This window comes from Pseudoalteromonas sp. SCSIO 43201, from assembly GCF_023716725.1.
Classification (GTDB): Bacteria; Pseudomonadota; Gammaproteobacteria; order Enterobacterales; family Alteromonadaceae; genus Pseudoalteromonas; species Pseudoalteromonas peptidolytica.
Genome location: NZ_CP072683.1, coordinates 13,903 through 35,000, shown reverse-complemented (window position 1 = coordinate 35,000; position 21,098 = coordinate 13,903). Strand labels below are relative to the sequence as shown.

Genomic DNA, 21,098 nt, shown 5'->3' with positions numbered 1-21,098 from the left:
CATTCTAAGCATTTCCCATTTGTTGTCAACACTTAATTTTGATTTTCTTTCGAAGTATTCAAACTCAAGCTTTATTTGACTCCCGACTCGTTGACTCGTTGCTTTTCAGCGCTGCTCTCCGTGTCGGTGGATGCGCATTATAGGGAGATCCGATTTAAGTGCAACCCTTTTTTTGAAGAAAATTGCGAAAAAACGTTTGTTCGAGCAAAAATAAAGCGAAACGTCTATTTTTGACACTTTTACTTATCTTTTTGCAGTTTTTTCATACTAGAGTTTTACAATTCAACACTCTACACTAGTGACACAAGACACGAGAGATGAGTAATCTAGGCATGCTTAGAAGTTATAAAGGTAAATCCCCACGCTTAGCACAAGGCGTTTATATTGATGAGTCATCCGTTTTGGTTGGCGATATAGAAGTTGGCGAAGACAGCAGCGTTTGGCCATTGGTTGCAGCCAGAGGCGATGTTAACTACATCAAGATAGGTAAACGAACCAATGTTCAAGACGGCAGCGTACTGCATTTAACAAGAAAGAGCGCTTCAGTACCTGACGGTTACCCGCTTATTATTGGTGATGATGTGACTGTTGGTCATAAAGTCATGCTGCATGGTTGCAAACTTGGTAATCGTATTCTCGTGGGTATGGGTGCAATTATTATGGATAACGTCACCGTAGGAGATGACGTTATCATTGGTGGTGGTGCACTTGTCCCGCCTAATAAGAACCTTGAGTCCGGTTTTTTATATGTCGGCAGTCCGGTAAAACAAGCAAGACCCCTCACCGAACAAGAGCTACAATTTTTAAAAGTGTCTGCTCAAAATTATGTGGAGTTGAAAGATGAATATTTAGAGGAAAGCTAAGCTTACCTCTCCTGCCTCATTAAACGCTTCATCTTCAATTAACTGCTCAGCCTGCATTTCATAATCAAATTGATGCTGAGCAAAGTGCGCTAATGCAGCTTCCAGATCAAGCTCTGTTGTTATTTTACAGCGGATCAGCTGCCCACAGGCCATTGCTGTAAAAGTTAACTCACCTTGCTGATAACTGATGTCATCATTAAACAGTATTGCTTGATTCATATTCAACCTCTAATCAGCTTGGACGTTTTTGATGTATCAGGTCGTACACCTCGCCATTGATAAAATGCTTCAGCGGCTTGCTCTACTAACATACCGATACCATCGATTAATTGCGTATCTTGGTTATGTTGTGCGACCCAGTTTAAGAAACTTGTTTGTTGCTCACTGTAAAACATATCATAAGCAACCAAACAAGATGTAAAAACAGATGCGCAGATCGCAGGCACCTCTCCTGTAATACTGGAAGAGGTAGAATTAATCACAATATCAAATCCAATATCAGGAATACTATCTAGCCCACAGCCTTTAACATCCCCATAGGTGGCAAATTGCTTAGCCAACTGTATTGCCTTTGATTCTGTACGATTGCTCACTACTACCTGCTTCACTCCAGCTTGCAGGAGTGGATAGATACATCCTTTGGCCGCGCCTCCTGCACCTATCAATAAGATAGTCGCACTATCTAGCTTTACTTGATGATTGATCAGATCTCTTACAAGACCTTCGCCATCGGTATTGTCGCCTTTAACTTTGCCATCTTTTTGCTTGATCAGCGTATTCACAGCACCTGCCAATTTGGCTCGCTCAGTCAATGTATTTGCAAAACTAAATGCTTGCTCCTTGAAAGGTAATGTCACATTTGCACCGCTTCCACCTTCAGCAAAGAATGTCGATACAGTTTGAACAAAAGCATCTACTGGTGCCAAAATAGCTTCGTATTCTAATTGCTGCTGACTTTGTTTTGCGAATTGCGCATGGATTGCTGGCGATTTAGAATGCTTTATTGGATTACCGAATACCGCGTATTTGTCCATCGTTTTAGAGCGCCTTGAAAGAGTTATTATGAAACAGTTAATTAAACGCATCTTCAATAAAGATGCAACCACCGAACAAATAAATAGTGCTCCATCCCCAGAAAAAACCCCGTATGAAATCATTGGTGGAGAACAAGGTGCTCGAGACCTTGCTAATCGTTTCTACGATATTATGGCAACCGATCCCTACGCAAAACCGCTTTACGACATGCACCCACAACCACTAGACCGGATAAGACAAGTATTCTTTGAGTTTCTTTCGGGTTGGCTCGGTGGCCCAGATTTATTTACAGAAAAATACGGTCATCCGCGTTTAAGAATGCGCCATATGCCCTTTTCTATCGACCAAGATTTACGGGATCAATGGATGCACTGCATGAATAAAGCGTTAGACTTAGAGGTTGGTAACCCATTATTAAGAGAGGGGCTAAGACAATCCTTAGCGCAACTCGCTACACATATGATTAATCAAGATTAATAAAAAAGTACCAGTTATATTAAATTGCACGGCAATTTTGCGCTAGGTCAAAACCTGTTCTTGAGTAGAGACGCATAATCACTGTTCTAATTGTGAACAGGTGCGATGCGTGTGAAATCTATTCAACATAAAATTTATGCGTTACTGGCAGTGACTGGCGTACTCGTCCTCATTGCTAGTATTCTCAGTAGTAGTAGTCAACAAAAAACTCTCGCTGAAGAAACCGTCGAAAGTAATATAAGGCTGTTAGCTGACAATTACTTTGACTCGATCAATACCATGATGCTGACGGGCACCATGGCTAATCGCGAGATCCTTAGTGATAAAATTCGTAATCACCCAAATATTGAAGATGCCCACATTATTCGCGCAGAACTTGTGAATAAGCTGTATGGACCGGGTAACCCAAATCAAGCACCAAACTCACAAGTGGAGCTTGATGCACTTGATGGCAAAGAAACACTCGTCATTGAACAACGTGATGGCAATCGCATCATGACATACCTCAAGCCAATGGTAGCGATGGAGAATTACAAAGGGACAAACTGTTTAGGGTGTCATCAAGCAAAAGAAGGAGATGTGCTCGGGGCAGTAAGAATAAGCTACTCACTTGCTGATATTGATAATACTGTGCATAACAATACTTGGCTAAGTACGGCCTTGTTGTCAGGTATATTTATCACCACTTTTGTCATTTTAGGCGTGCTGTTCAGAAAGCTCTTCATTTTAAGATTAAAAACGCTTGGCCGTACCATGCGCTTGGCGACAACGAATAAAGATTTATCGTTGAGAATTGACGATAATGTTGATGATGAATTAGGACGTTTAGCGACTAATTTCAATAAAATGATGGATAGCTTTAAAGATAATATCTCTCAGTTATCTCATTCATCCAAAATACTGATCCATTCCGCTGAATCTATTTATGCGTCAGCAGAAACCACTGAACTTGCAATTCAAGAGCAAAAGCAAGGAACCGACTCTGTTGCTGCAGCAATTAATGAATTAGAAAGCTCCTCCAGCGAAGTAAAGAACACCACTCACTTTGCATCAGAAAAATCTGATAGCAGCAATCACCTTGCAGAAGAGAGTATGGCTGTTGCTAATCACACAGAGCAAAGTATTAACCAGTTAGCGCAAGATGTGCGACAAGCCGCTGAGCAAGTTTCTCAATTACAAGCGCAGACATTAGAAGTGGGTAAAGTTTTAGAAGTGATCAGTAGCATTGCGGAACAAACCAACCTTCTAGCACTCAATGCAGCGATAGAAGCCGCTCGCGCAGGAGAAGCTGGTCGAGGATTTGCCGTCGTGGCTGACGAAGTTAGAACGTTGGCAACTCGTACCCACGACTCAACAGATGAAATTAAGCGCACCATAGACAAGCTACAGTCTGAAGCGCAACAAACAGTAGCAGCGATGAGTGCTTCTTGTGAAGAAGCGGATGATCGTGCCAATCAAGTGAAAAAAGTCGCACAAGCATTAAAAGATATTTCGACGCAAATGCACGAGATTAATGCTCTTAATCTACAAATTGCAGATGCGACAGAACAGCAAAATTTAGCTGCGGAGGAGATAAATCGTAGTGTCGTGGCTATCAGTGATAATGCTGAACGCTCACTTGTTGACGCCCATGGTTCCAAACAGATCAGCGAAGAGCTACTCACACTCGCACGTAACCTTGATGACCAAGTACGTGGGTTTAAATTAAGTTAGGGAACCTGATGTTTGGATAGCTATTCTCTTCTTCAAACATCAGATTAGATAAATAAAAAGGAGCCTAGGCTCCTTTTTATTACATTGATAACCAGTTCTTTGGGGTGAGGTACTCATACAACTTTGCTTCGTTAGAGCCAGCCTCGGGTTGAAAATCATATTCCCAACGCGCCAACGGTGGCATTGACATGAGAATAGATTCGGTGCGACCACCGGTCTGCAAGCCAAACAATGTGCCTCTATCCCACACCAAATTAAACTCGACATAACGACCGCGACGATATAACTGGAATTGACGCTCTTGTTCGGTATGAGGCGTATCTTTACGTTTTTCAATAATTGGCAGATAAGCATCAAGAAACCCACTGCCCACCGCTTGCATAAAGGCAAAACTTTTTTCAAAACCCCACTGATTGAGGTCATCAAAAAATAGACCGCCCACACCTCGCGTTTCATCGCGATGCTTTAAATAGAAATATTCATCACACCACTTCTTATAATCACCATATACCTCGTCACCAAATGGTGTACACACGTCTTTTGCCACTTGGTGCCAGTGCTTCACATCCTCTAATACTGGATAAAACGGTGTTAAATCAAAGCCGCCACCAAACCACCAAATAGGCTCCTCACCCTCTTTTTCTGCAATGAAAAAGCGCACATTGGCATGGCTTGTGGGAATATGTGGATTTTTGGGGTGGATAACCAAGGATACGCCACATGCGTGGAAGCTTCTTCCTGCCAACTCAGGCCGATGAGCGGTGGCAGATGCAGGCATAGACGCCCCAAAAACATGCGAATAATTTACCCCACCTTGTTCAATCACATTACCATCGCGGATGACACGGGTACGACCACCACCTCCTTCCGCACGCTCCCAGGCGTCTTCAACAAACTGAGCCTTACCATCAGCAGCCTCTAAGCCTTTGCAGATGTTATCTTGTAATTGTAGTAAAAAGGCTTTTACGGTCTCTAAGTTTACTTTACTCATGGTTTTTATCCTCGGATAACAGCGCCTGTTATGGCATGTTTAATTACACTTGGGGAACGGTTTGTGCCTAATTCACCGTCAACATAATAGCCTATTTGATTGCCAAACTGATTGCGCGCGTGCAACAAAGAGGCTACCGGTGTTTCACCTGTAATATTGGCGCTAGTAGAAACAATCGGCTTACCAAAGCGCTGACAGATTTGTTTAACAATAGGGTGATCGGTCACACGCACCGCGATAGTATCGTGGCCACCAGTTAACCAATGCGGTGTCTCTGGTTTCGCAGGGAGTAACCAGGTAATAGCGCCAGGCCATGCTGAAAATATCTCAGCGCGTTTATCCATTGGAATTTTGTTATCATCCACATAGGCTAAACACTGACCGTAGTTATCTGCAATTAAGATTAAACCTTTTGCTATTGGTCGCGATTTAATCTCCAGCAGTTTAGCTACGGCCTCTTCGTTATCAGGATCACACCCCAATCCGAAAATAGCTTCGGTGGGATAACAGATCACCTCACCAGCTTGCAATGCTGATTCGGGCGAGGTTATTATCGAAGCTTCCGCTTTATCGTCATTTTTCACGGTATTTCCACTATCGATTGACATGACTTCTGCGGGCATTGTAACACAGCTTTACCAGCTCTGGTTTTCTCCACCAGCACCGGCCAATTGCAATCAGGGCAAGCATGCTCGATAGGCTTAGCATTCAAAGTATATTTGCAACTTGGATAACTATTACAACTATAGAAGTGTTTACCAAACTTATTTTTTCGCTGTGTTAGCTTCCCTTTTTTACACTTAGGACAATCTGGTAATTCCTGCGAGTCAGACGCATCCTCATGCCCAATATAATGGCACTCAGGATAACCGGTACAACCAATGAACATGCCGTAGCGACCATTTTTGATGACTAAATCTCTGCTACATTCGGGGCAAGCTACACCTTCAAGTACTTTAATAACATGGCTATCATGATGCGCCAAAGGCCTGATATATTCACAGGTAGGATAGCTAGCACAGCCAATAAATGGCCCCTTTTTACTATTTTTTATCACCAGCTCGGAGCCACAGTCGGGGCATACTTCATATTCTTTTTCTAACGCATGCTTCTTTGCATTGAATAACGCATGATCAATTTTACTCATGGCTCTATTACCGCCCTTTGTGCAAGTATGCGCTTAATATAATCACCTTGGTTTTGGGGTCAAGGAAATGATAACAAATCGCTTTGAATAAATATCTTAGGATTTGGACAATAACTGAGTAAACTTGAACTCGCGGTATCAACTAAAATACCTAAGCTCAAGAAGCGCAATATCACGCTAGTCAGAAGTTATTTCCTAATACCTGGCAAATTTGTGCGTTGTTTGTGCGTCAGTAACTAGCCTATTACGAACAAATCTAACGCAATAGTAAGGGACAACAGCGACTAGAGAACAAGTTATTATTCTGAGTTCAAGTTGAGTAAACTCACTGTTTTTAAGTCCTAAGTCGCTAGTGCTAAAACGAGCTGCGTGAAAGACATGAGCTATACCAATTATCTAAGGCTCAGACAAAATAGGTGGTTGTGGTCGTCATTGCACTTAAAGCACATCCAACGACCTTTGCTTGCCATGGTAGAGTAAAACCGTTCGATTACTCTGTTAATGCACAACTGATGCAGGCTCTGTAAAAATAAGATCCTCCATTTGCGCATAAGCATGCTCTTTACCTGGTACATTAAATAGTACCATCAAGATAACCCACTTAAGGTCATCCAAGCTGATGTAGGTTTTGTCCAGAGCAAACAACCTATCCATCACCATCTCTCTGGTTGTACTGTCAATCACACCAACTTGTTCTACAAACATCAAAAAGCCTCTGCTCTCTACATCTAGCATATTACACTCGCTATCCGTGTAAATACGTGTGGCATGGTCGGGCTTGGCATTTAAGTAGGGGTATTCATCACTGTGTTGTAAATCTGCAAGCTGCTCTAACCAATCAAGCGCTTTATATATTTCACCTTGATTGAAGCCTGCGCGAAGGAGTTCATCGGTCAGTTCATTTTGTTCGACAAAAATTTCTGCTTCACTATGAATATAGTTCTCAAATAAATACATTAGAATATCAAACATCTTCTTAACCCCTCGCGAGTTTTATGTAGCCGTCTAATACACGCTCTACTTTATCTTCGAGTTCTAGGTCCAGTAGTCTGGCAACCACCTGCTCTACTGGCCACTGGGTCCTTTGCGTTAAAGTGTCAACGGAAGTCACTTCAAAGCCAAGGTTTTCTAATACAGGACACAGTTCCTCTTTTTGCCTATCTAGTTCTATACTATATAGACTGTTTTCACAAAAAAAGCTCACTTCTTCCAAAATATCCTCAATATTCTCGGTAAGCTTGGCCCCTTGCTTTATCAAATAATGACAACCGCTACTTAATCGGTTTTTAATTGAACCTGGGATCGCAAACACTTCTTTATTTTGCTCCAGTGCATAGCGTGCGGTAATTAACGAGCCGCTTTTTATCTCAGCTTCAACAAGTAGTACACCCAAAGCAAGTCCAGAGATTATGCGATTTCTCCGCGGGAAGTGTGTACTGTTCGCGGAGGTGTTAGGCAAAAACTCACTGATAACCAGACCACGCTGAACAATATCATCGTAGAGTCGTTGATGACGCTTGGGATAAACCACATTAACCCCAGTACCAAGCACGGCAATTGTGCTCCCACCAGCATCAAGAGCACCTTGATGTGCTGCACCATCAATTCCTCTGGCCATGCCAGAGGTTACAACCAGACCGGAGCGACTCAGCCCATTTGCAAATTCACTCGCCAATTCAAGTCCCGTTCGAGTAGAGCTACGACTACCAACCACTGCGACTTGTGGTTGCGCTAGTAATGAGACGTTACCTTTACAAAAAAGTACAATCGGCGGGTTACAAATTTCTTTTAGTTGAGTTGGGTAAGCGGAAGAAAATATAGTGAGGATATGGATCTGCTGGTTTTGACAAAACGTGCTAATACTGTCTATTTTTGACCAATCCGTATGAAGCAAGTTATTCGCCACTTGCTCACTGAGTCCTAAGGCACACAGTTCAGGTTTATCTAGGGTAAACAGCTCATTAAGTGACAACTTTTTCAGTAAAGCAAGCACCGTTTTTACGCCAAGACCTTGGCATAAAGCCAGTGCCAGAACACAACTTTGTTCCGAATATTTCATACTCTCTCCTTGAGTTTATTGCTTCATTCAAGGAGAAGTTGAGCTGCTAATTGTCAGCCTTTTCCTTGAACGCTTGTACGTAGTCACCGACCCTTATTGGTTCGGAAGTCGCCACAACCATGGCGTAGCTGAGGTCTTCATAAACTTTAAAGACCATAACTTCTCCTACCTTTTCTTTGGGCATATGCCATACGATGCTACTGTCATCATTTTCCTCACCAAACCAAGACCCCATTTGGGTGATCATTTTGTCGAGTCGAGACGCATCTTCAATGTAGCGAGGTCCATGTTGACTTTCTATAACTGTAGGCGATTGTCTAACAATATCAAGCACGTTGCCCTCTTTAAGCTGCGCTCTGCTGCCAACATCAAGCACCACAACACTCATGGTACTAAACTCTCTAAGCTTATTGTCACTCGCAATAATACGGCCACTTGTCTGTTGTTTTGGACGGGCCATTGAAAACTGCGCGGGATAGCTTTGCCCACTGGCGATAGGTAAAACAATATCACCAGCTCGTACTTCTTGTTTAGCCACTTCGAGATGAAGCTTAGCTGGTCTTCCGGCTTTCATATTACCCTGTTCAACAACATGACCACTTCCTACTAGCACAGCTTCTAAACCTAGCGTTTCATTACTATCCAATGCCCGATATGTATCACCGCGCCTATAGATAGCATAATGACCGCCTTTGACTAAATCCGCTTTGACATAAAGTAGGTGACCAGGCGACGCATTTTTCACATTTCGGTCGGCACCTAATACAATAGGGCTTTGGGCAAACTTGGATTCAGACAGAGTTTGCTCAAACCGCAAAAAAGGCTCCATCATTGGTAGAGGTAAAGTTGGAATTGCCGTCGACTTTTGGTTGATAACACGCACATGTGGAGAGAGCTTTTTTATCCCTTTATCCAATATCAACATTGGATTTCCGTGTGCATCGTACTGCAACTTAAGATTATCACCAGGATAGATTAAATCAGGATTTGCAATATTTGGATTCCACTGCCATAGCTGCTTCCACTTCCATGGGGAGCGCAGGTACATTTTAGAAATATCCCACAAAGTATCGCCTTTTTTCACCACATAATGTTGCGGTGCATCAGCTTTCACTGTCAAGGGCTCTGCTTTTACTGAAAAAACAGTACAACTAGCGATCATTATTGCAGCAATCGGATATTTCATGATGGCTTCCTTGTGGTTATTTTTGCTTATTATCCATCAAAACCTGTTAAAGGGGAACTTGAATGGCTAAAATAAGACCATACACTAGCTTACATCAGCTTACACGATTAATTGATTTAGGGTAATCATGGCCATATTAGAAGTTTTAAAGTTTCCAGATGAACGTTTGCGTACCGTTGCAAAACCAGTAGCAGAGGTTAATGACGAAGTACGACAAATCGTTAAAGATATGTTGGAAACTATGTACGATGAGAATGGTATCGGCCTTGCGGCTACGCAAGTGAACATTCATCAACGCATTGTTGTTATTGACGTTTCAGAAGAGCGCGATGAACCGCGCGTATTAATTAACCCAGAAATTATCAAGCGCGATGGGTCTACCGTGAGCGAAGAAGGCTGCCTATCGGTGCCATATTCATACGCAAAAGTAGACCGTGCTGAAACAGTCACAGTGAAAGCAATGAATGAGCAAGGCGAAACGTATGAAATAGACGCCGAAGGCTTACTAGCCGTGTGCATTCAACATGAATTAGACCACTTAGTTGGTAAGCTATTTATCGATTACCTATCGCCACTCAAGCGTAATCGTATTCGTAAGAAGCTCGAAAAAGAAGCTAAGCTCGCTGCAAAGCAAGCCTAATCCATTACCAACTAACTGACTTTAGGGTATTTCGTGAGTAATCCTTTGCGTATCGTTTTCGCAGGCACGCCTGATTTTGCAGCGCGCCACCTTGACGCTCTTATTCAATCACACCATGACGTTGTGGCAGTATACTGTCCACCAGATCGCCCTGCTGGGCGTGGTAAAAAGCTAAAAGCGTGTGAAGTAAAAGTGTTAGCACAAAAACATGACCTTCCAGTATTGCAACCACAATCGCTTAAAACACCAGAGGCACAGGCTGAACTTGCGGCATTAAATGCCGACGTCATGATTGTTGTTGCCTATGGTGTGCTGCTTCCGAAGGCTATTTTAGATACACCTCGACTAGGCTGTCTTAATGTACATGGTTCGATCTTACCAAGATGGCGAGGAGCCGCTCCAATCCAACGCGCCGTTTGGGCTGGAGACAGTGAAACCGGTGTGACGATAATGCAAATGGACGAAGGTCTAGATACTGGCGATATGCTACATATTGCTCGCTGCCCTATAACCGCAACAGATACGAGTGCCGATTTATACAACAAACTTGCGCTGCTCGGCCCCGATGCGCTTATCGAGACGCTAGCACGCTTGTCTGCTGGTGAGATCACGCCAGAAAAGCAAGACGATACGCTAGCCAATTATGCTAAGAAGCTGAGCAAAGAAGAAGCTAACATTGATTGGCAAATGGACGCTGAGCAAATTGAACGTAACATCCGCGCATTTAATTCATGGCCGGTTTGCTTTACCAGCATGGCAGGTAACAGTGTCAAAATTTGGCAGGCAAAGGTTGTTGACGAACAAGGTGATGCAGGACACGTACTTCGCGCAGATAAGCACGGTATCGTTATTGCCTGTGGCACACAGGCATTAGAGATCCACACCTTGCAGCCTCAAGGAAAGAAGCCTATGTCTGCACAAGACTTTTTAAATGGTCGAGCTGATTGGGTAGCAATTGGCGCTAAGGTTGGTGAAGCGTGAGTAATGTTCGCGCACTCGCTGCCCAAACCCTGTTTCAAGTTGTCGATAAAGGTGCATCGTTAAGTGCGCAATTGCCACTTGCCACCAGCCAGTTAGACGGTAAAGATAGAGCTTTGCTACAACAGATTTGCTATGGCGTGTTGAGATATTTACCGTCTTTAGAGCATTACTGCCAGCAACTGTTAGATCAGCCCCTAAAAGGTAAGCGACGTGTTTTCCAGTTTTTGTTGTATGTGGGTATTTACCAACTTCAACATATGCGTGTCCCTGCTCACGCCGCGGTTGCTGAGACAGTAAACGCATTAACGCCGCTTAGAGCGCCTGGCATGAAAGGCTTGGTTAATGCGATTTTACGTAACTTCCAGCGCCATCAAGTCGAGCTAGAAACCAGTGCTACCGAGATCCCAGCTTGCTTATACAACCACCCAGGCTGGTTTATTAATCAACTAAAAGCAGCTTACCCCACTCAGTGGCAGACTATTTTAGAAGCGAATCAACAACAGGCACCAATGTGGCTGCGTGTTAACCAATCACAGTTTTCCACCTCAGATTATGCAGCTATGTTAGACCAGGCGGGTGTCGCCTATCAGCTTCATGGTGAATACCCAGACGGCATACTGCTTGATAGTCCAATTGATGTCTATGCCTTACCACAATTTGCCACTGGCGCTTGCTCAGTGCAAGATGCTGCAGCTCAAAAAGCAGCAAGATTATTATCTCCACGAAAAGGTGAAAATATTCTTGATGCTTGTGCCGCCCCTGGTGGTAAGACTTGCCATATTTTAGAGTTAGCTGACGCTAAAGTGACCGCAATTGATGCTGATGGCGCACGCTTAGCACGTGTGGAGCAAAACCTTGAACGGATCGGATTGTCGGCCAAATGCCTTGAGGGCGATGCTAGTGACCCTGAAGCCTGGTGGGACGGCGAATTATATGATCGTATCTTGTTGGATGTACCTTGTTCAGCTACTGGTGTTATTAGACGACACCCGGACATCAAATGGCTGAGGCGAGCTTCTGACATTGATAACTTGGTGACGTTACAGGCACAAATTATTGATAAAATCTGGCCATTACTCAAGCCCGGTGGCACACTAGTTTATGCAACCTGCTCGGTATTACCACAAGAAAACCAGCAACAGATCGCACGCTTTCTTTCTGCGACACCTGATGCTGAGCTTGTTCCTTTACATGATGCAGACACCAAAGCACAACCAGGCTTGCAATTATTACCCGGACTGAGCGATGGGTTTTATTATGCTAAGTTGATAAAAAAATAATATAACTCGACGCAATACATATGAAAATCATTATCTTAGGTGCCGGACAAGTCGGCGGAACACTGGCAGAAAACCTTGTCGGTGAAGAAAACGAAATTACCGTTGTTGATATCGACGGCGAGCGCTTAAGAGAGCTACAAGATAAATATGATTTACAGGGCGTGACGGGACACAGTGCACACCCCGATATCTTGCGTCAGGCTGGAGCTGAAGACGCAGATATGATCATCGCAGTAACCAGCTCAGATGAAGTGAATATGATAGCGTGTCAGGTTGCTTACAGTATTTTTAATACGCCAACGAAAATTGCTCGGATCCGCTCCGAGCAATATTTAAAGTATAGAGAAAAGCTTTTTCATAACGATGATTTACCAGTCGACCACTATATTGCTCCCGAACAGCTGGTCACGCAATATATCCGTCGCCTGATTGATTATCCGGGTGCCCTACAAGTACTCCAATTTGCCGAAGGTATGCTCTCCCTTGTTGCCGTAAAAGCATATTACGGAGGCTTACTTGTAGGCTATGCACTCTCTGCCCTGAAGGAACACATTCCTAACGTCGATACTCGGGTTGCTGCAATTTATCGCCAAGGGAAAGCCATCAAACCGCTAGGCACAACAGTGATCGAAGCCGATGATGAAGTGTTCTTTATTGCCGCTACCAAGCATATTCGGGCAGTAATGAATGAGCTACAAAAGCTTGAACGTTCCTATAAAAAAATAATGATAGCCGGTGGTGGTAACATCGGCGCTGGGTTGGCAAGCTCACTAGATAAGAATCATAGTGTTAAATTGATTGAGCGTAATCAAGCGCGTGCTACCCAGCTGTCTGAAACCCTAGATAATACTGTGGTGTTTTGTGGTGACGCCTCTGATCAAGAGTTACTTTCAGAAGAGCATATCGAGCAAGTCGATGTCTTTATTGCCGTAACCAATGATGATGAAGCCAATATCATGGCCGCGATGCTGGCTAAACGTATGGGAGTACAAAAAACCATGGCGCTGATCCAACGTGGTGCCTACGTCGACCTCGTTCAAGGGGGTGATATTGATATTGCAATCTCACCACAGCAAGCCACCATTTCAGCGCTACTCACACACGTACGTCGTGGTGATATCGTAAATGTTTATTCACTGCGCAAAGGCGCAGCAGAGGCAATTGAAGCTGTAGCACATGGTGACGAAAACACCTCTAAGGTCGTTGGTCGTACGGTTCGAGATATTAAGCTACCCCCTGGCGCAACGATAGGCGCAATCGTACGCGATGAAGATGTACTCATTGCACATGACGACACCATTATTCTATCTGGCGACCACGTGATCATGTTCTTAATCGATAAAAAACAAATTGGTGTCGTAGAGAAGCTCTTTCAGGTCAGCGCTTTATTTGTGTAAAGCGCCATAGTTTACGTATCGCGGTGATCTTGAAAAATCGATAAATCTATCAGGTAATCCTTTAACACACCACGGATCACGCCTGGCTCCGAAGTCAGGTGAATACCCAAAGACAAAATATCATCATGTTGGCGTATCTTTCGCACATCACCCTCTAAGGTAATTTGGTTTCCTTCTTTGCCCTCAATCAGTACGCTACATTTTGCACCTTCTTGCAAATCAGGCATATCAGCTGACGTTAAATCAAGCTGTAACCCTGATAGGGAAATATCTTTGATGACACCTACTTCGTTTTTATTACTGTATTGAAAGTGAGCAGGAATAAGCGTTGGTACGCGACTTTGCGCACGTAGCTTGTAAGTTTGAATCTTTTCCGGGGGATAGAGGAAAATAAGCCGCGCGGGATGGACTGAAACCGCCTTAATCTGCGATCTGAAAGCAATAACCTGACCATCACCATTTTCGAGCAATGCTCTAACAATGACAGTGGTTCCTTCCATAACAAAGTCCAGCGCCGCGCCTAATCGCTTAGGGTTGGGATGGTTTAGAATTAAAAATGCTCCTTGGAGCAGACCGACATATTCTGTTTTTATTCTTTTACTGCTCGCCGGTAAGCAAATTTCTATATCAACGAGACTGCCTGCGCTGATGGCTGTGAGCAAACTTTCCTGCCCAACCTCTCGAGTTCTTAACATGATCCTAACCCTTCCTGAGTTTAACTCTACTGCTTTTGTATTGTAGCAGTTTTAGCGAAGGGTCATTTAAAACTGAATTAAGGTGAATTACAACACGTTCGCCATCAATGCTCTCAGCTATCATTTGACCTTAATTGATGTAGCCTCTCTTTCACCGCACTTGCCAATAAAATCCATTTTATGGTCAAGGCGACAGCACAAGTGTTAAAAGCAAACTTAGGTCACTTAATCAAAAAATGGCTTTTTAACATCATTGCACCGTCTCTTAATGTCATCATCCTGCTTTGGATCTCAAGCGAACTTTGTGGCATCGCCAATTCTTCAGCTTCAATAAAAAGCATCATTGGCTCACTATTACGTTTTGCGACGAATAAAATCCCGGATACGTCATGTTGAAACAAACAACCAGTATGATTTGGCGCAATTGTATCGAGTATTGCGGGTATTTGACGCTTTTGCCAAAGCTCATTTTCAGACACAACTTGTACAACAAACCGAGCACCACTTTCACAACCAATTTGATGATATAAGTCATATGCCTTGGGAGCCGTTGGTAAGTCTTGCTCCGCTTGTAATAAATAACCAATATCCCTTATCAGGTTGTTTAACTGTGTTACGCTTCGTTCTATAAGCTGCATTCCAGAACCTTGCTCATGGCTTGCGGCAAATCCTTCAATGACTCTAAACCCTTTATCTGAAAAGCGTGTGGCAAGCAAAGTCGTCACCTCAAAGTTAAATCGTTGTAAAAATACTGACATTTGAAAACCCCGAAAATCCGAGTTTTTAGTATTTTTATTAACTTTTTCTTTCTTAAGGATGAAATCGTAAGGCAAAAACACTTGGTGTGGGTATAAGGTGAGATGGGCGTTGTCAGTACAAGCCCATCGTTATTTGTCGGCTATCCACGCCAGAAGGTAGGTGTAAACAACACCAATAATGTAAATATCTCTAATCGACCAAATACCATCGCTAAGGTCAGTATCCACTTTGCAGAATCGCTAATATCACCGTAATGCGCTGCCACCTCGCCAAGGCCGGGACCGAGGTTATTTAGACAAGCAGCCGTTGCAGAAAAGGCGGTGATATTATCCAGACCAGTACCAAGTAATGCGACCATAATAATGACAAAAACCAGCGCATAAGCGGAAAAGAATCCCCATACGGCTTCGACGACTTTATCTGGTAGGGCTTTACGGCCCAGTTTAATTGAGTAAATAGCCCTTGGGTGAACCAAGCGGTTCAGCTCACGGATCCCTTGTAAATAGAGTAAGAAGACTCGCACCACTTTCATGCCACCTCCCGTAGAGCCTGCACACCCACCAATAAAGCTTGAAAAAATCAGCAGAATAGGAAGAAACAAAGGCCAACTTGAAAAGCTATCAGTGGCAAACCCTGCGGTAGTACTAATTGACACTGCTTGAAAAAGTGCCTGATCCAAAGTTTCGTCGCCCGTTTCATAAACATTATTTGATGACAATACCGCAAAGCAGATCACCACAAGTGCGAGTTGAATAAATAGAAAAACTTTAAACTCCGGATCTCGCAGGTAGACCTTGATATTGCGGCTTGAGACCGCAGCGTAATGCAATGAAAAGTTAATTGCAGCAATCAACAAGAAGATCACACAAATAACATTAATTAGAGGGTTATCAAAGTAACCAATAGAAGCATCATAGGTTGAAAAGCCGCCTATCGCTATAGTAGCAAAAGCATGACAGATAGCATCAAACCAGTTCATTCCTGCAAGCCAATAGGAAACTGTACAAGCCGCTGTGAGTGAAACATAGATATACCACAAATGCTTTGCAGTATCGGCTATTCTCGGTGTCATTTTAGAGTCTTTTACGGGCCCTGGCGTTTCGGCTCGATACAACTGCATACCACCAACACCAAGCATAGGCAGTACAGCCACCGCTAAAACAATGATCCCCATACCGCCTAGCCACTGCAATTGCTGACGATAAAAGAGTACAGATTTTGGCAAGTGCTCAATACCTGTCAGTACTGTTGCCCCCGTTGTGGTTAGCCCAGAAAAGGCTTCAAAAACGGCATCTGCAAGTGAAAGATTCGGTTTATCGAGGAAAATGAGAGGTAAGGACGCGAATGTTCCCAGTACTAACCAGAACAATACAACGATTAAGAACCCTTCTCTGGCCTTAAGGTCGCCGTTTTCCTTGCGATTTGGATAGTACGCGAACAGTCCCATTAACACACTAAAGATGAACGCTAGGACGAAAGGTACACCACCACCATCTTTGTATATCAAAGAGACAATGGCCGGTGGCACCATAGTGATACTAAACAGGGCAACTAATTGTCCGAGAATTTTTATTATGGTACGAAATTGCATTTTGTACGCTGCACTTTTGTTATTTAACCAGAGGTTAATGAGTAAATGTAAAGAAGTAGAGCCTACTCCTTGAGGTGTTTAAATAATACAACACCATTGGTTAATTCATAAATAGCATCAATAATTTGTTGTGTCTGTCGACTATCGACAGAAAGCTGCCACGCAATATTGGCACCATACGTTTTATCACTGTGTAGCACCGTAAATTGGCTTTGTAACAACTGCTCTATCACCCCCTGAAGATGGTAATCACTCTGGCCAACAATGATAGAAGCAGGTACTTTTTTGCTTGTTTTGAGTATAGCCAAAGCATTATTGAGGGTTCCACCATATGCCCTTACTAAACCGCCTGTGCCTAGCTTGATACCACCAAAATATCGTGTGGTTACTGCCGTTATTTCTCCAAGGCCAGAACCCAACAAAACATTTAGCATTGGCTTACCCGCAGTGCCATTTGGCTCGCCATCATCAGAAAAACCTAATATATGACTTCCTCCTGGTGCCCCAGCAATGTGCGCCCAACAGTTGTGACGCGCATCTGGATACTGCTCATTGATGTGTTTAATAAATGCTTTGGCATCCTCAATAGTTGGGGTATGCGCCAAATGGACAATAAACGCGCTTTTCTTTATTTCTTCGTGATGACTAATTGTTTCACTGGGGATGAAATATTCTGACATACTGCTCCAAACTAAAAGGGAGCCAATTGGCTCCCAAATATACTGATAGTTAGTACTCGCTAGCAGATCACTCTAGACCGAGATCTCTGGTCATATTTTCTAGCCTATCTTCATGAACAATGATGTTGTCCTCAATACGGATACCACCATATGGTTTCAGCGCATCAATTTTATCCCAATTAATGTACTGTTTGTTGTTTGTTTGCGCCAAATCTTCTAATAATGAATCAATGAAGTATAGGCCAGGTTCAATGGTGAATACTTGATTTGCTTCAATTTTACGGGTACAGCGCAAGAATGGGTGACCTTCGGGTGGCGCTTGATGCGTGCCCGCTTCATCCGCCATAAACCCGCCCATATCGTGTACCTGTAGACCTATGTGGTGACCGAGACCATGAGGGAAGAATGTTGATGTAATGCCTTTTTCAACTATCGCTTGTGCATCTAGCTTAACAATATCAAAGTCACTAAGTACTTGCGCCACACGATGATGACAATCGATATGCAGCTCACCGTATAGTTTGCCCGGTTGTAATGCTTTACCCAACTCAATTTGGTGATCGTTCATGACTTTCACCAACTCGGCAAATTCACCTTGCTTAGCGAAATCATAGGTTCGCGTAATGTCAGAGGCATAGCCATTGTAGTTAGCTCCTGCATCAATCAAAAACGATAAATGCTGACTCGGCGCTTTACGCTCAAAATGGGTATAGTGCAAGATGGCACAGTTTTCATTCAGTGCGACGATATTACCGTAAGGTGTATCGTTTTCCATGTGTTGAGTCGCATTGAGATACGCTTGTTGGATTTCAAATTCAGAGCCACCAGCAAAAAACGCTTCTCGTGCAGCCACATGACCTAGCACACCTAGGCGACTTGCTTCACGTAAACATGCCATTTCGTATTGGGTTTTATAGGCACGATGATAATGTAGAAAGTTCATTACCGGCTCAGGGTTCACCTGAGTAAAGCCTAGCGCTTGTGCAACTTCTAAATACTCACCGATGTAGGCATAATTTGCTTTGTCGTAAGGCAATAACTGCTCAACTTGGTCCGGCTTAACTAAGAGCTGAATATCAAAATACTCAGCCCAGAAGTCTCTTGGCTCATCTGGCACTTTGTGCCAAAAATCAACCGGACGATAGAAGATAAGCTTAGGTTTATCATTGCCGTTAACCACAATCCAGCAATGCGGGTTATCAATAACAGGTAACCAAGCTTTAAATTGTGGGTTAACTTTAAACGGATAGTACATATCATCAAGGAACTGACGCTTAGCTTGACCAGAGTGGATCACAAGCCCATCTAGTCCTTCTCTGTCTACTATCGTTTTTGTACGCTGTTGCAAAGTGGCAATATGCTCTGCGTATAAATTTGCTAACTTATCCATGGGTTACCCATTTTCAAAAATTCACATGCTTTCGAGTCTATCATAGCTGTTACCTAAAAACGACGAACTGAGTCTAATACCAGCCATGTGCGGTTACTTCACAATTTTCATCTCTAAAATATCAGCTAAGATATTGCCATCTCGACCAAGGCGAGTGTGATACACCTGTCGATATGCCATCACATTTTTCACGTAATCTCGTGTTTCTTTATACGGAATTAGCTCTATCCACAGCTCAGCAGGCATAGCCTCTGAAGGTAACCAACGTTTTATTCGGTGGTAGCCTGCGTTATAAGATGCGGTTGCTAAAATCTCATTACCGGCATTTTTACGCTTTAAGTACTCCAAATAACTAGTCCCAAGGCGGATATTGGTTGCAGGTTGATAAAGCCGCTTTTTTGTCACGCGTTTACGGTTGTTAACGTACTTTGCCGTACTTGGAAGTAACTGCATTAAGCCATGGGCATCGGCGCTAGAGCGAGCGTCAGGTGCAAAGGAACTCTCTCGACGCGCAATCGCAATACTCCAAGCAAGGTCAACGCGATGGCGTTTACTGTACTTTGAAAATAGGTCTTTAAATGCCATTGGGAAGCGTAAATCCACATAATCCCAAGCTTTGATTTGGGCTAGCGTAAAAATGGTGCTGTCATACCAATCGAACTCGGCAGCCAATACAGATGCTGCGAGCTTTTCATCTTTACTTGAGGTATTGGTTAAGTAGTTCCACTCTCTTCGCGCTTGAGTATAACGTTCTAACTCATACAACGCTTTAGCACGTTTAAACCCTGGCGCTTGAGATACTTGATCAACAATAGCAGCGTCAATTTCTAGCGGCAGCTCATTTAAAGATACGGGTAAACCCAATCGCGCAGCGGCTAAAAATCCGTAGTAATCACGCTCCTTGGCAAGTTGCTGCCAAATCACATTTGCGCCAGCAATATTTCCTCGCTTTGACAAGCTAAAAGCCAACCAATATTGCTGTGCGTTACTGAGTTGCTCATGGCCCACAAATAACGCCGAAATACCTTCCCAGTCCTGCTCTTTTAGCAAATTGCTCATCAGCCATTGCAAGAGCTTTTTATCCTGTAGTGACTTTGGCACCTTATTCAACCAAAACCGTGCGTCTTTGTGACCTTTTGACGCCAGCGCCAATGCAAAGCGATATGCCACACTGTCTTTTTGTTGCTGCGAGAAACTGAACATGTTTTGCATTTTCTGCCATGCTCGCAGCGCCAAGTCAGGATCGCGCCAAATCAGTCTGCGGACACCGTATACCGCTATTTCAGACTCTTTTACGGTGCGCTTTTTAAAGCGGTACAAGCCCGCCGCCGCACTAGGGTCTTGACGTACCGTTTTATATAGCTGGGCTAAGTAGGCTTCGTGCTTTGGTAGTAACTTTTGAAGATAGTCCAACAGGGATGTTTGCCCTGACTGTGCAGCATTAGAAACTCGCTGCCACACCCGCTCTGAGGTTCTATACCCGGCTTTTTGCCACGCCCTAAAAAGCCCATCGCATGCTCTTGGCTGGGATTTTCCAACAGTCCAAATATCGGCAACTTGATCTAAGATTGCTTTTTTCGGTGCACCTAAATCAAGCTGATAAGACAAATAAGTACACTTCAGCTCCACATCACTTGTCTCTCGGTAAAACTCGATAAAGCGCGCTTTCTTTTTGTGTCGCTTTAGATACTCCAACCAAGCCGAACGCACCGGCCACTCGAGTGGTGTGTGCTCGTATATAGTTAGAAAGTGCTGGATTTCTTGTTGATATTTCAACCTAGGATGGCGCTGATAAAATGCCATTTCCACATAAGGCTTAAGCGGATGGTCAAGCTGCGCTATGGCTGTTGTAAAATTGTTATAGTTGCCAGACCAAGCAATACGCTCAGCCTGTTTAAATTCATCATGAGTGCTCTGAGCTGCACCAAGACAGCTTACGAAACATAAACTGCCCACAGCTAGGCGACGTAACCAATGTGTCATGCAAACCCTTTTCAATCTGCTAAAAACAATTCACACCGAAATTGAAATACAGCCAAAGTATGCTTATCTAAAGGCGGCGTAAAACAACGGCTACTTTGGCTTGTAATTTGCGGTTCAGCTCGCAAACTACACATAATACGCGGTGTGTTAAGCCACCATAGCAAACCGACTCAGGTATTTCAGTAAATGTGCGGTAAATTTTTCATTGCAATTTGCCGCCAAAGGATCCAC

21 protein-coding genes are annotated in these 21,098 nt (G+C 43.6%); 7 read left to right on the top strand and 14 right to left on the bottom strand.

Annotated elements, in window-relative coordinates; genetic code table 11:
• The first annotated feature begins 317 nt into the window (after positions 1–317).
• Positions 318–863: a gamma carbonic anhydrase family protein gene (locus tag J8Z24_RS00155; protein ID WP_147391422.1), complete on the top strand. Its 546-nt coding sequence runs from the start codon at positions 318–320 to the stop codon at positions 861–863.
• On the opposite strand, the gene J8Z24_RS00150 is transcribed toward J8Z24_RS00155, so the two are convergent.
• Positions 849–1,082, bottom strand: coding sequence for a DUF1488 family protein (locus tag J8Z24_RS00150; protein WP_125253689.1), 234 nt, complete (start codon positions 1,080–1,082; stop codon positions 849–851). The genes J8Z24_RS00155 and J8Z24_RS00150 overlap by 15 nt on opposite strands.
• 2 nt (positions 1,083–1,084) lie before the next feature.
• Positions 1,085–1,897 carry a shikimate dehydrogenase gene (gene aroE, locus J8Z24_RS00145; RefSeq protein WP_147391423.1) on the bottom strand — a complete coding sequence of 271 codons (813 nt, stop codon included), beginning with the start codon at positions 1,895–1,897 and terminating at the stop codon, positions 1,085–1,087.
• A gap of 28 nt (positions 1,898–1,925) precedes the next feature.
• On the opposite strand from aroE, the gene J8Z24_RS00140 reads away from it, so the two are divergent.
• Entirely contained in the window at positions 1,926–2,375 is a 450-nt protein-coding gene (locus J8Z24_RS00140; protein WP_176033017.1) for a group II truncated hemoglobin, read from the top strand.
• Positions 2,376–2,480: 105 nt separating this feature from the next.
• The gene (locus J8Z24_RS00135; protein ID WP_125253686.1) at positions 2,481–4,088 is read left to right on the top strand and encodes a methyl-accepting chemotaxis protein; all 1,608 of its coding nucleotides are present in this window, start codon (positions 2,481–2,483) and stop codon (positions 4,086–4,088) included.
• Positions 4,089–4,167: 79 nt separating this feature from the next.
• On the opposite strand, the gene hemF is transcribed toward J8Z24_RS00135, so the two are convergent.
• The 6 genes from hemF to J8Z24_RS00105 all read right to left on the bottom strand — a co-directional run bounded on the left by hemF (position 4,168) and on the right by J8Z24_RS00105 (position 9,471).
• Positions 4,168–5,079 carry an oxygen-dependent coproporphyrinogen oxidase gene (hemF, locus tag J8Z24_RS00130; protein ID WP_147390594.1) on the bottom strand — a complete coding sequence of 304 codons (912 nt, stop codon included), beginning with the start codon at positions 5,077–5,079 and terminating at the stop codon, positions 4,168–4,170.
• A gap of 5 nt (positions 5,080–5,084) precedes the next feature.
• Positions 5,085–5,663: an L-threonylcarbamoyladenylate synthase type 1 TsaC gene (tsaC, locus tag J8Z24_RS00125; RefSeq protein ID WP_125253695.1), complete on the bottom strand. Its 579-nt coding sequence runs from the start codon at positions 5,661–5,663 to the stop codon at positions 5,085–5,087.
• On the bottom strand, positions 5,660–6,226 hold the full coding sequence (locus J8Z24_RS00120; RefSeq protein ID WP_147390595.1) for a DNA topoisomerase family protein: 567 nt from the start codon (positions 6,224–6,226) through the stop codon (positions 5,660–5,662). Before J8Z24_RS00120 ends, tsaC begins: the two co-directional genes overlap by 4 nt.
• Before the next feature lie 498 nt (positions 6,227–6,724).
• Complete coding sequence (locus J8Z24_RS00115; RefSeq protein WP_125253683.1) at positions 6,725–7,198, bottom strand: DUF494 family protein; 474 nt, start codon at positions 7,196–7,198, stop codon at positions 6,725–6,727.
• Between the two features lie 4 nt (positions 7,199–7,202).
• Positions 7,203–8,285, bottom strand: a complete 1,083-nt coding sequence (gene dprA / locus J8Z24_RS00110; RefSeq protein ID WP_252095073.1) for a DNA-processing protein DprA — start codon at positions 8,283–8,285, stop codon at positions 7,203–7,205.
• A 46-nt stretch (positions 8,286–8,331) separates the two neighbouring features.
• Positions 8,332–9,471 carry a LysM peptidoglycan-binding domain-containing protein gene (locus tag J8Z24_RS00105; protein WP_252095072.1) on the bottom strand — a complete coding sequence of 380 codons (1,140 nt, stop codon included), beginning with the start codon at positions 9,469–9,471 and terminating at the stop codon, positions 8,332–8,334.
• 127 nt (positions 9,472–9,598) lie between these two features.
• On the opposite strand from J8Z24_RS00105, the gene def reads away from it, so the two are divergent.
• From def to trkA, 4 genes are read left to right on the top strand one after another with little or no spacing between them, the layout of a single operon-like run.
• Positions 9,599–10,111: a peptide deformylase gene (gene def, locus J8Z24_RS00100; RefSeq protein WP_125253680.1), complete on the top strand. Its 513-nt coding sequence runs from the start codon at positions 9,599–9,601 to the stop codon at positions 10,109–10,111.
• Positions 10,112–10,144: 33 nt separating this feature from the next.
• Complete coding sequence (fmt, locus tag J8Z24_RS00095; protein WP_176033020.1) at positions 10,145–11,092, top strand: methionyl-tRNA formyltransferase; 948 nt, start codon at positions 10,145–10,147, stop codon at positions 11,090–11,092.
• On the top strand, positions 11,089–12,372 hold the full coding sequence (rsmB, locus tag J8Z24_RS00090; protein ID WP_176033021.1) for a 16S rRNA (cytosine(967)-C(5))-methyltransferase RsmB: 1,284 nt from the start codon (positions 11,089–11,091) through the stop codon (positions 12,370–12,372). The genes fmt and rsmB overlap by 4 nt, the downstream gene beginning before the upstream one ends.
• A 20-nt stretch (positions 12,373–12,392) precedes the next feature.
• Positions 12,393–13,769 (top strand): Trk system potassium transporter TrkA, encoded by a 1,377-nt coding sequence (trkA, locus tag J8Z24_RS00085; RefSeq protein ID WP_125253677.1) that lies wholly within the window; start codon positions 12,393–12,395, stop codon positions 13,767–13,769.
• A gap of 11 nt (positions 13,770–13,780) precedes the next feature.
• On the opposite strand, the gene J8Z24_RS00080 is transcribed toward trkA, so the two are convergent.
• From J8Z24_RS00080 to J8Z24_RS00055, 6 genes are all read right to left on the bottom strand, one after another.
• Positions 13,781–14,464: a flagellar brake domain-containing protein gene (locus J8Z24_RS00080; RefSeq protein ID WP_252095071.1), complete on the bottom strand. Its 684-nt coding sequence runs from the start codon at positions 14,462–14,464 to the stop codon at positions 13,781–13,783.
• 221 nt (positions 14,465–14,685) lie between these two features.
• The gene (locus J8Z24_RS00075) at positions 14,686–15,222 is read right to left on the bottom strand and encodes a hypothetical protein (RefSeq protein WP_241651711.1); all 537 of its coding nucleotides are present in this window, start codon (positions 15,220–15,222) and stop codon (positions 14,686–14,688) included.
• Positions 15,223–15,362: 140 nt separating this feature from the next.
• The gene (locus J8Z24_RS00070; RefSeq protein ID WP_125253675.1) at positions 15,363–16,814 is read right to left on the bottom strand and encodes a TrkH family potassium uptake protein; all 1,452 of its coding nucleotides are present in this window, start codon (positions 16,812–16,814) and stop codon (positions 15,363–15,365) included.
• 62 nt (positions 16,815–16,876) lie between these two features.
• A complete protein-coding gene (locus tag J8Z24_RS00065) occupies positions 16,877–17,494 on the bottom strand; it encodes a YigZ family protein (RefSeq protein ID WP_147390599.1) in 618 nt (205 codons plus the stop codon).
• Between the two features lie 67 nt (positions 17,495–17,561).
• Complete coding sequence (pepQ, locus tag J8Z24_RS00060; RefSeq protein ID WP_128732401.1) at positions 17,562–18,884, bottom strand: Xaa-Pro dipeptidase; 1,323 nt, start codon at positions 18,882–18,884, stop codon at positions 17,562–17,564.
• 93 nt (positions 18,885–18,977) lie between these two features.
• Positions 18,978–20,867 (bottom strand): transglycosylase SLT domain-containing protein, encoded by a 1,890-nt coding sequence (locus J8Z24_RS00055; RefSeq protein ID WP_252095070.1) that lies wholly within the window; start codon positions 20,865–20,867, stop codon positions 18,978–18,980.
• Positions 20,868–21,098: the final 231 nt, after the last annotated feature.

Coding starts and splice junctions, on each gene's coding strand:
- trkA (WP_125253677.1), top strand. CDS start 12,393: ATGAAAATCATTATCTTAGGTGCCGGACAAGTCGGCGGAACACTGGCA.
- J8Z24_RS00135 (WP_125253686.1), top strand. CDS start 2,481: ATGCGTGTGAAATCTATTCAACATAAAATTTATGCGTTACTGGCAGTG.
- J8Z24_RS00065 (WP_147390599.1), bottom strand. CDS start 17,494: ATGTCAGAATATTTCATCCCCAGTGAAACAATTAGTCATCACGAAGAA.
- J8Z24_RS00105 (WP_252095072.1), bottom strand. CDS start 9,471: ATGAAATATCCGATTGCTGCAATAATGATCGCTAGTTGTACTGTTTTT.
- J8Z24_RS00120 (WP_147390595.1), bottom strand. CDS start 6,226: ATGAGTAAAATTGATCATGCGTTATTCAATGCAAAGAAGCATGCGTTA.
- J8Z24_RS00070 (WP_125253675.1), bottom strand. CDS start 16,814: ATGCAATTTCGTACCATAATAAAAATTCTCGGACAATTAGTTGCCCTG.
- J8Z24_RS00055 (WP_252095070.1), bottom strand. CDS start 20,867: ATGACACATTGGTTACGTCGCCTAGCTGTGGGCAGTTTATGTTTCGTA.
- def (WP_125253680.1), top strand. CDS start 9,599: ATGGCCATATTAGAAGTTTTAAAGTTTCCAGATGAACGTTTGCGTACC.
- dprA (WP_252095073.1), bottom strand. CDS start 8,285: ATGAAATATTCGGAACAAAGTTGTGTTCTGGCACTGGCTTTATGCCAA.
- J8Z24_RS00155 (WP_147391422.1), top strand. CDS start 318: ATGAGTAATCTAGGCATGCTTAGAAGTTATAAAGGTAAATCCCCACGC.
- J8Z24_RS00075 (WP_241651711.1), bottom strand. CDS start 15,222: ATGTCAGTATTTTTACAACGATTTAACTTTGAGGTGACGACTTTGCTT.
- aroE (WP_147391423.1), bottom strand. CDS start 1,897: ATGGACAAATACGCGGTATTCGGTAATCCAATAAAGCATTCTAAATCG.
- J8Z24_RS00140 (WP_176033017.1), top strand. CDS start 1,926: ATGAAACAGTTAATTAAACGCATCTTCAATAAAGATGCAACCACCGAA.
- hemF (WP_147390594.1), bottom strand. CDS start 5,079: ATGAGTAAAGTAAACTTAGAGACCGTAAAAGCCTTTTTACTACAATTA.
- J8Z24_RS00080 (WP_252095071.1), bottom strand. CDS start 14,464: ATGTTAAGAACTCGAGAGGTTGGGCAGGAAAGTTTGCTCACAGCCATC.
- J8Z24_RS00150 (WP_125253689.1), bottom strand. CDS start 1,082: ATGAATCAAGCAATACTGTTTAATGATGACATCAGTTATCAGCAAGGT.
- J8Z24_RS00115 (WP_125253683.1), bottom strand. CDS start 7,198: ATGTTTGATATTCTAATGTATTTATTTGAGAACTATATTCATAGTGAA.
- pepQ (WP_128732401.1), bottom strand. CDS start 18,884: ATGGATAAGTTAGCAAATTTATACGCAGAGCATATTGCCACTTTGCAA.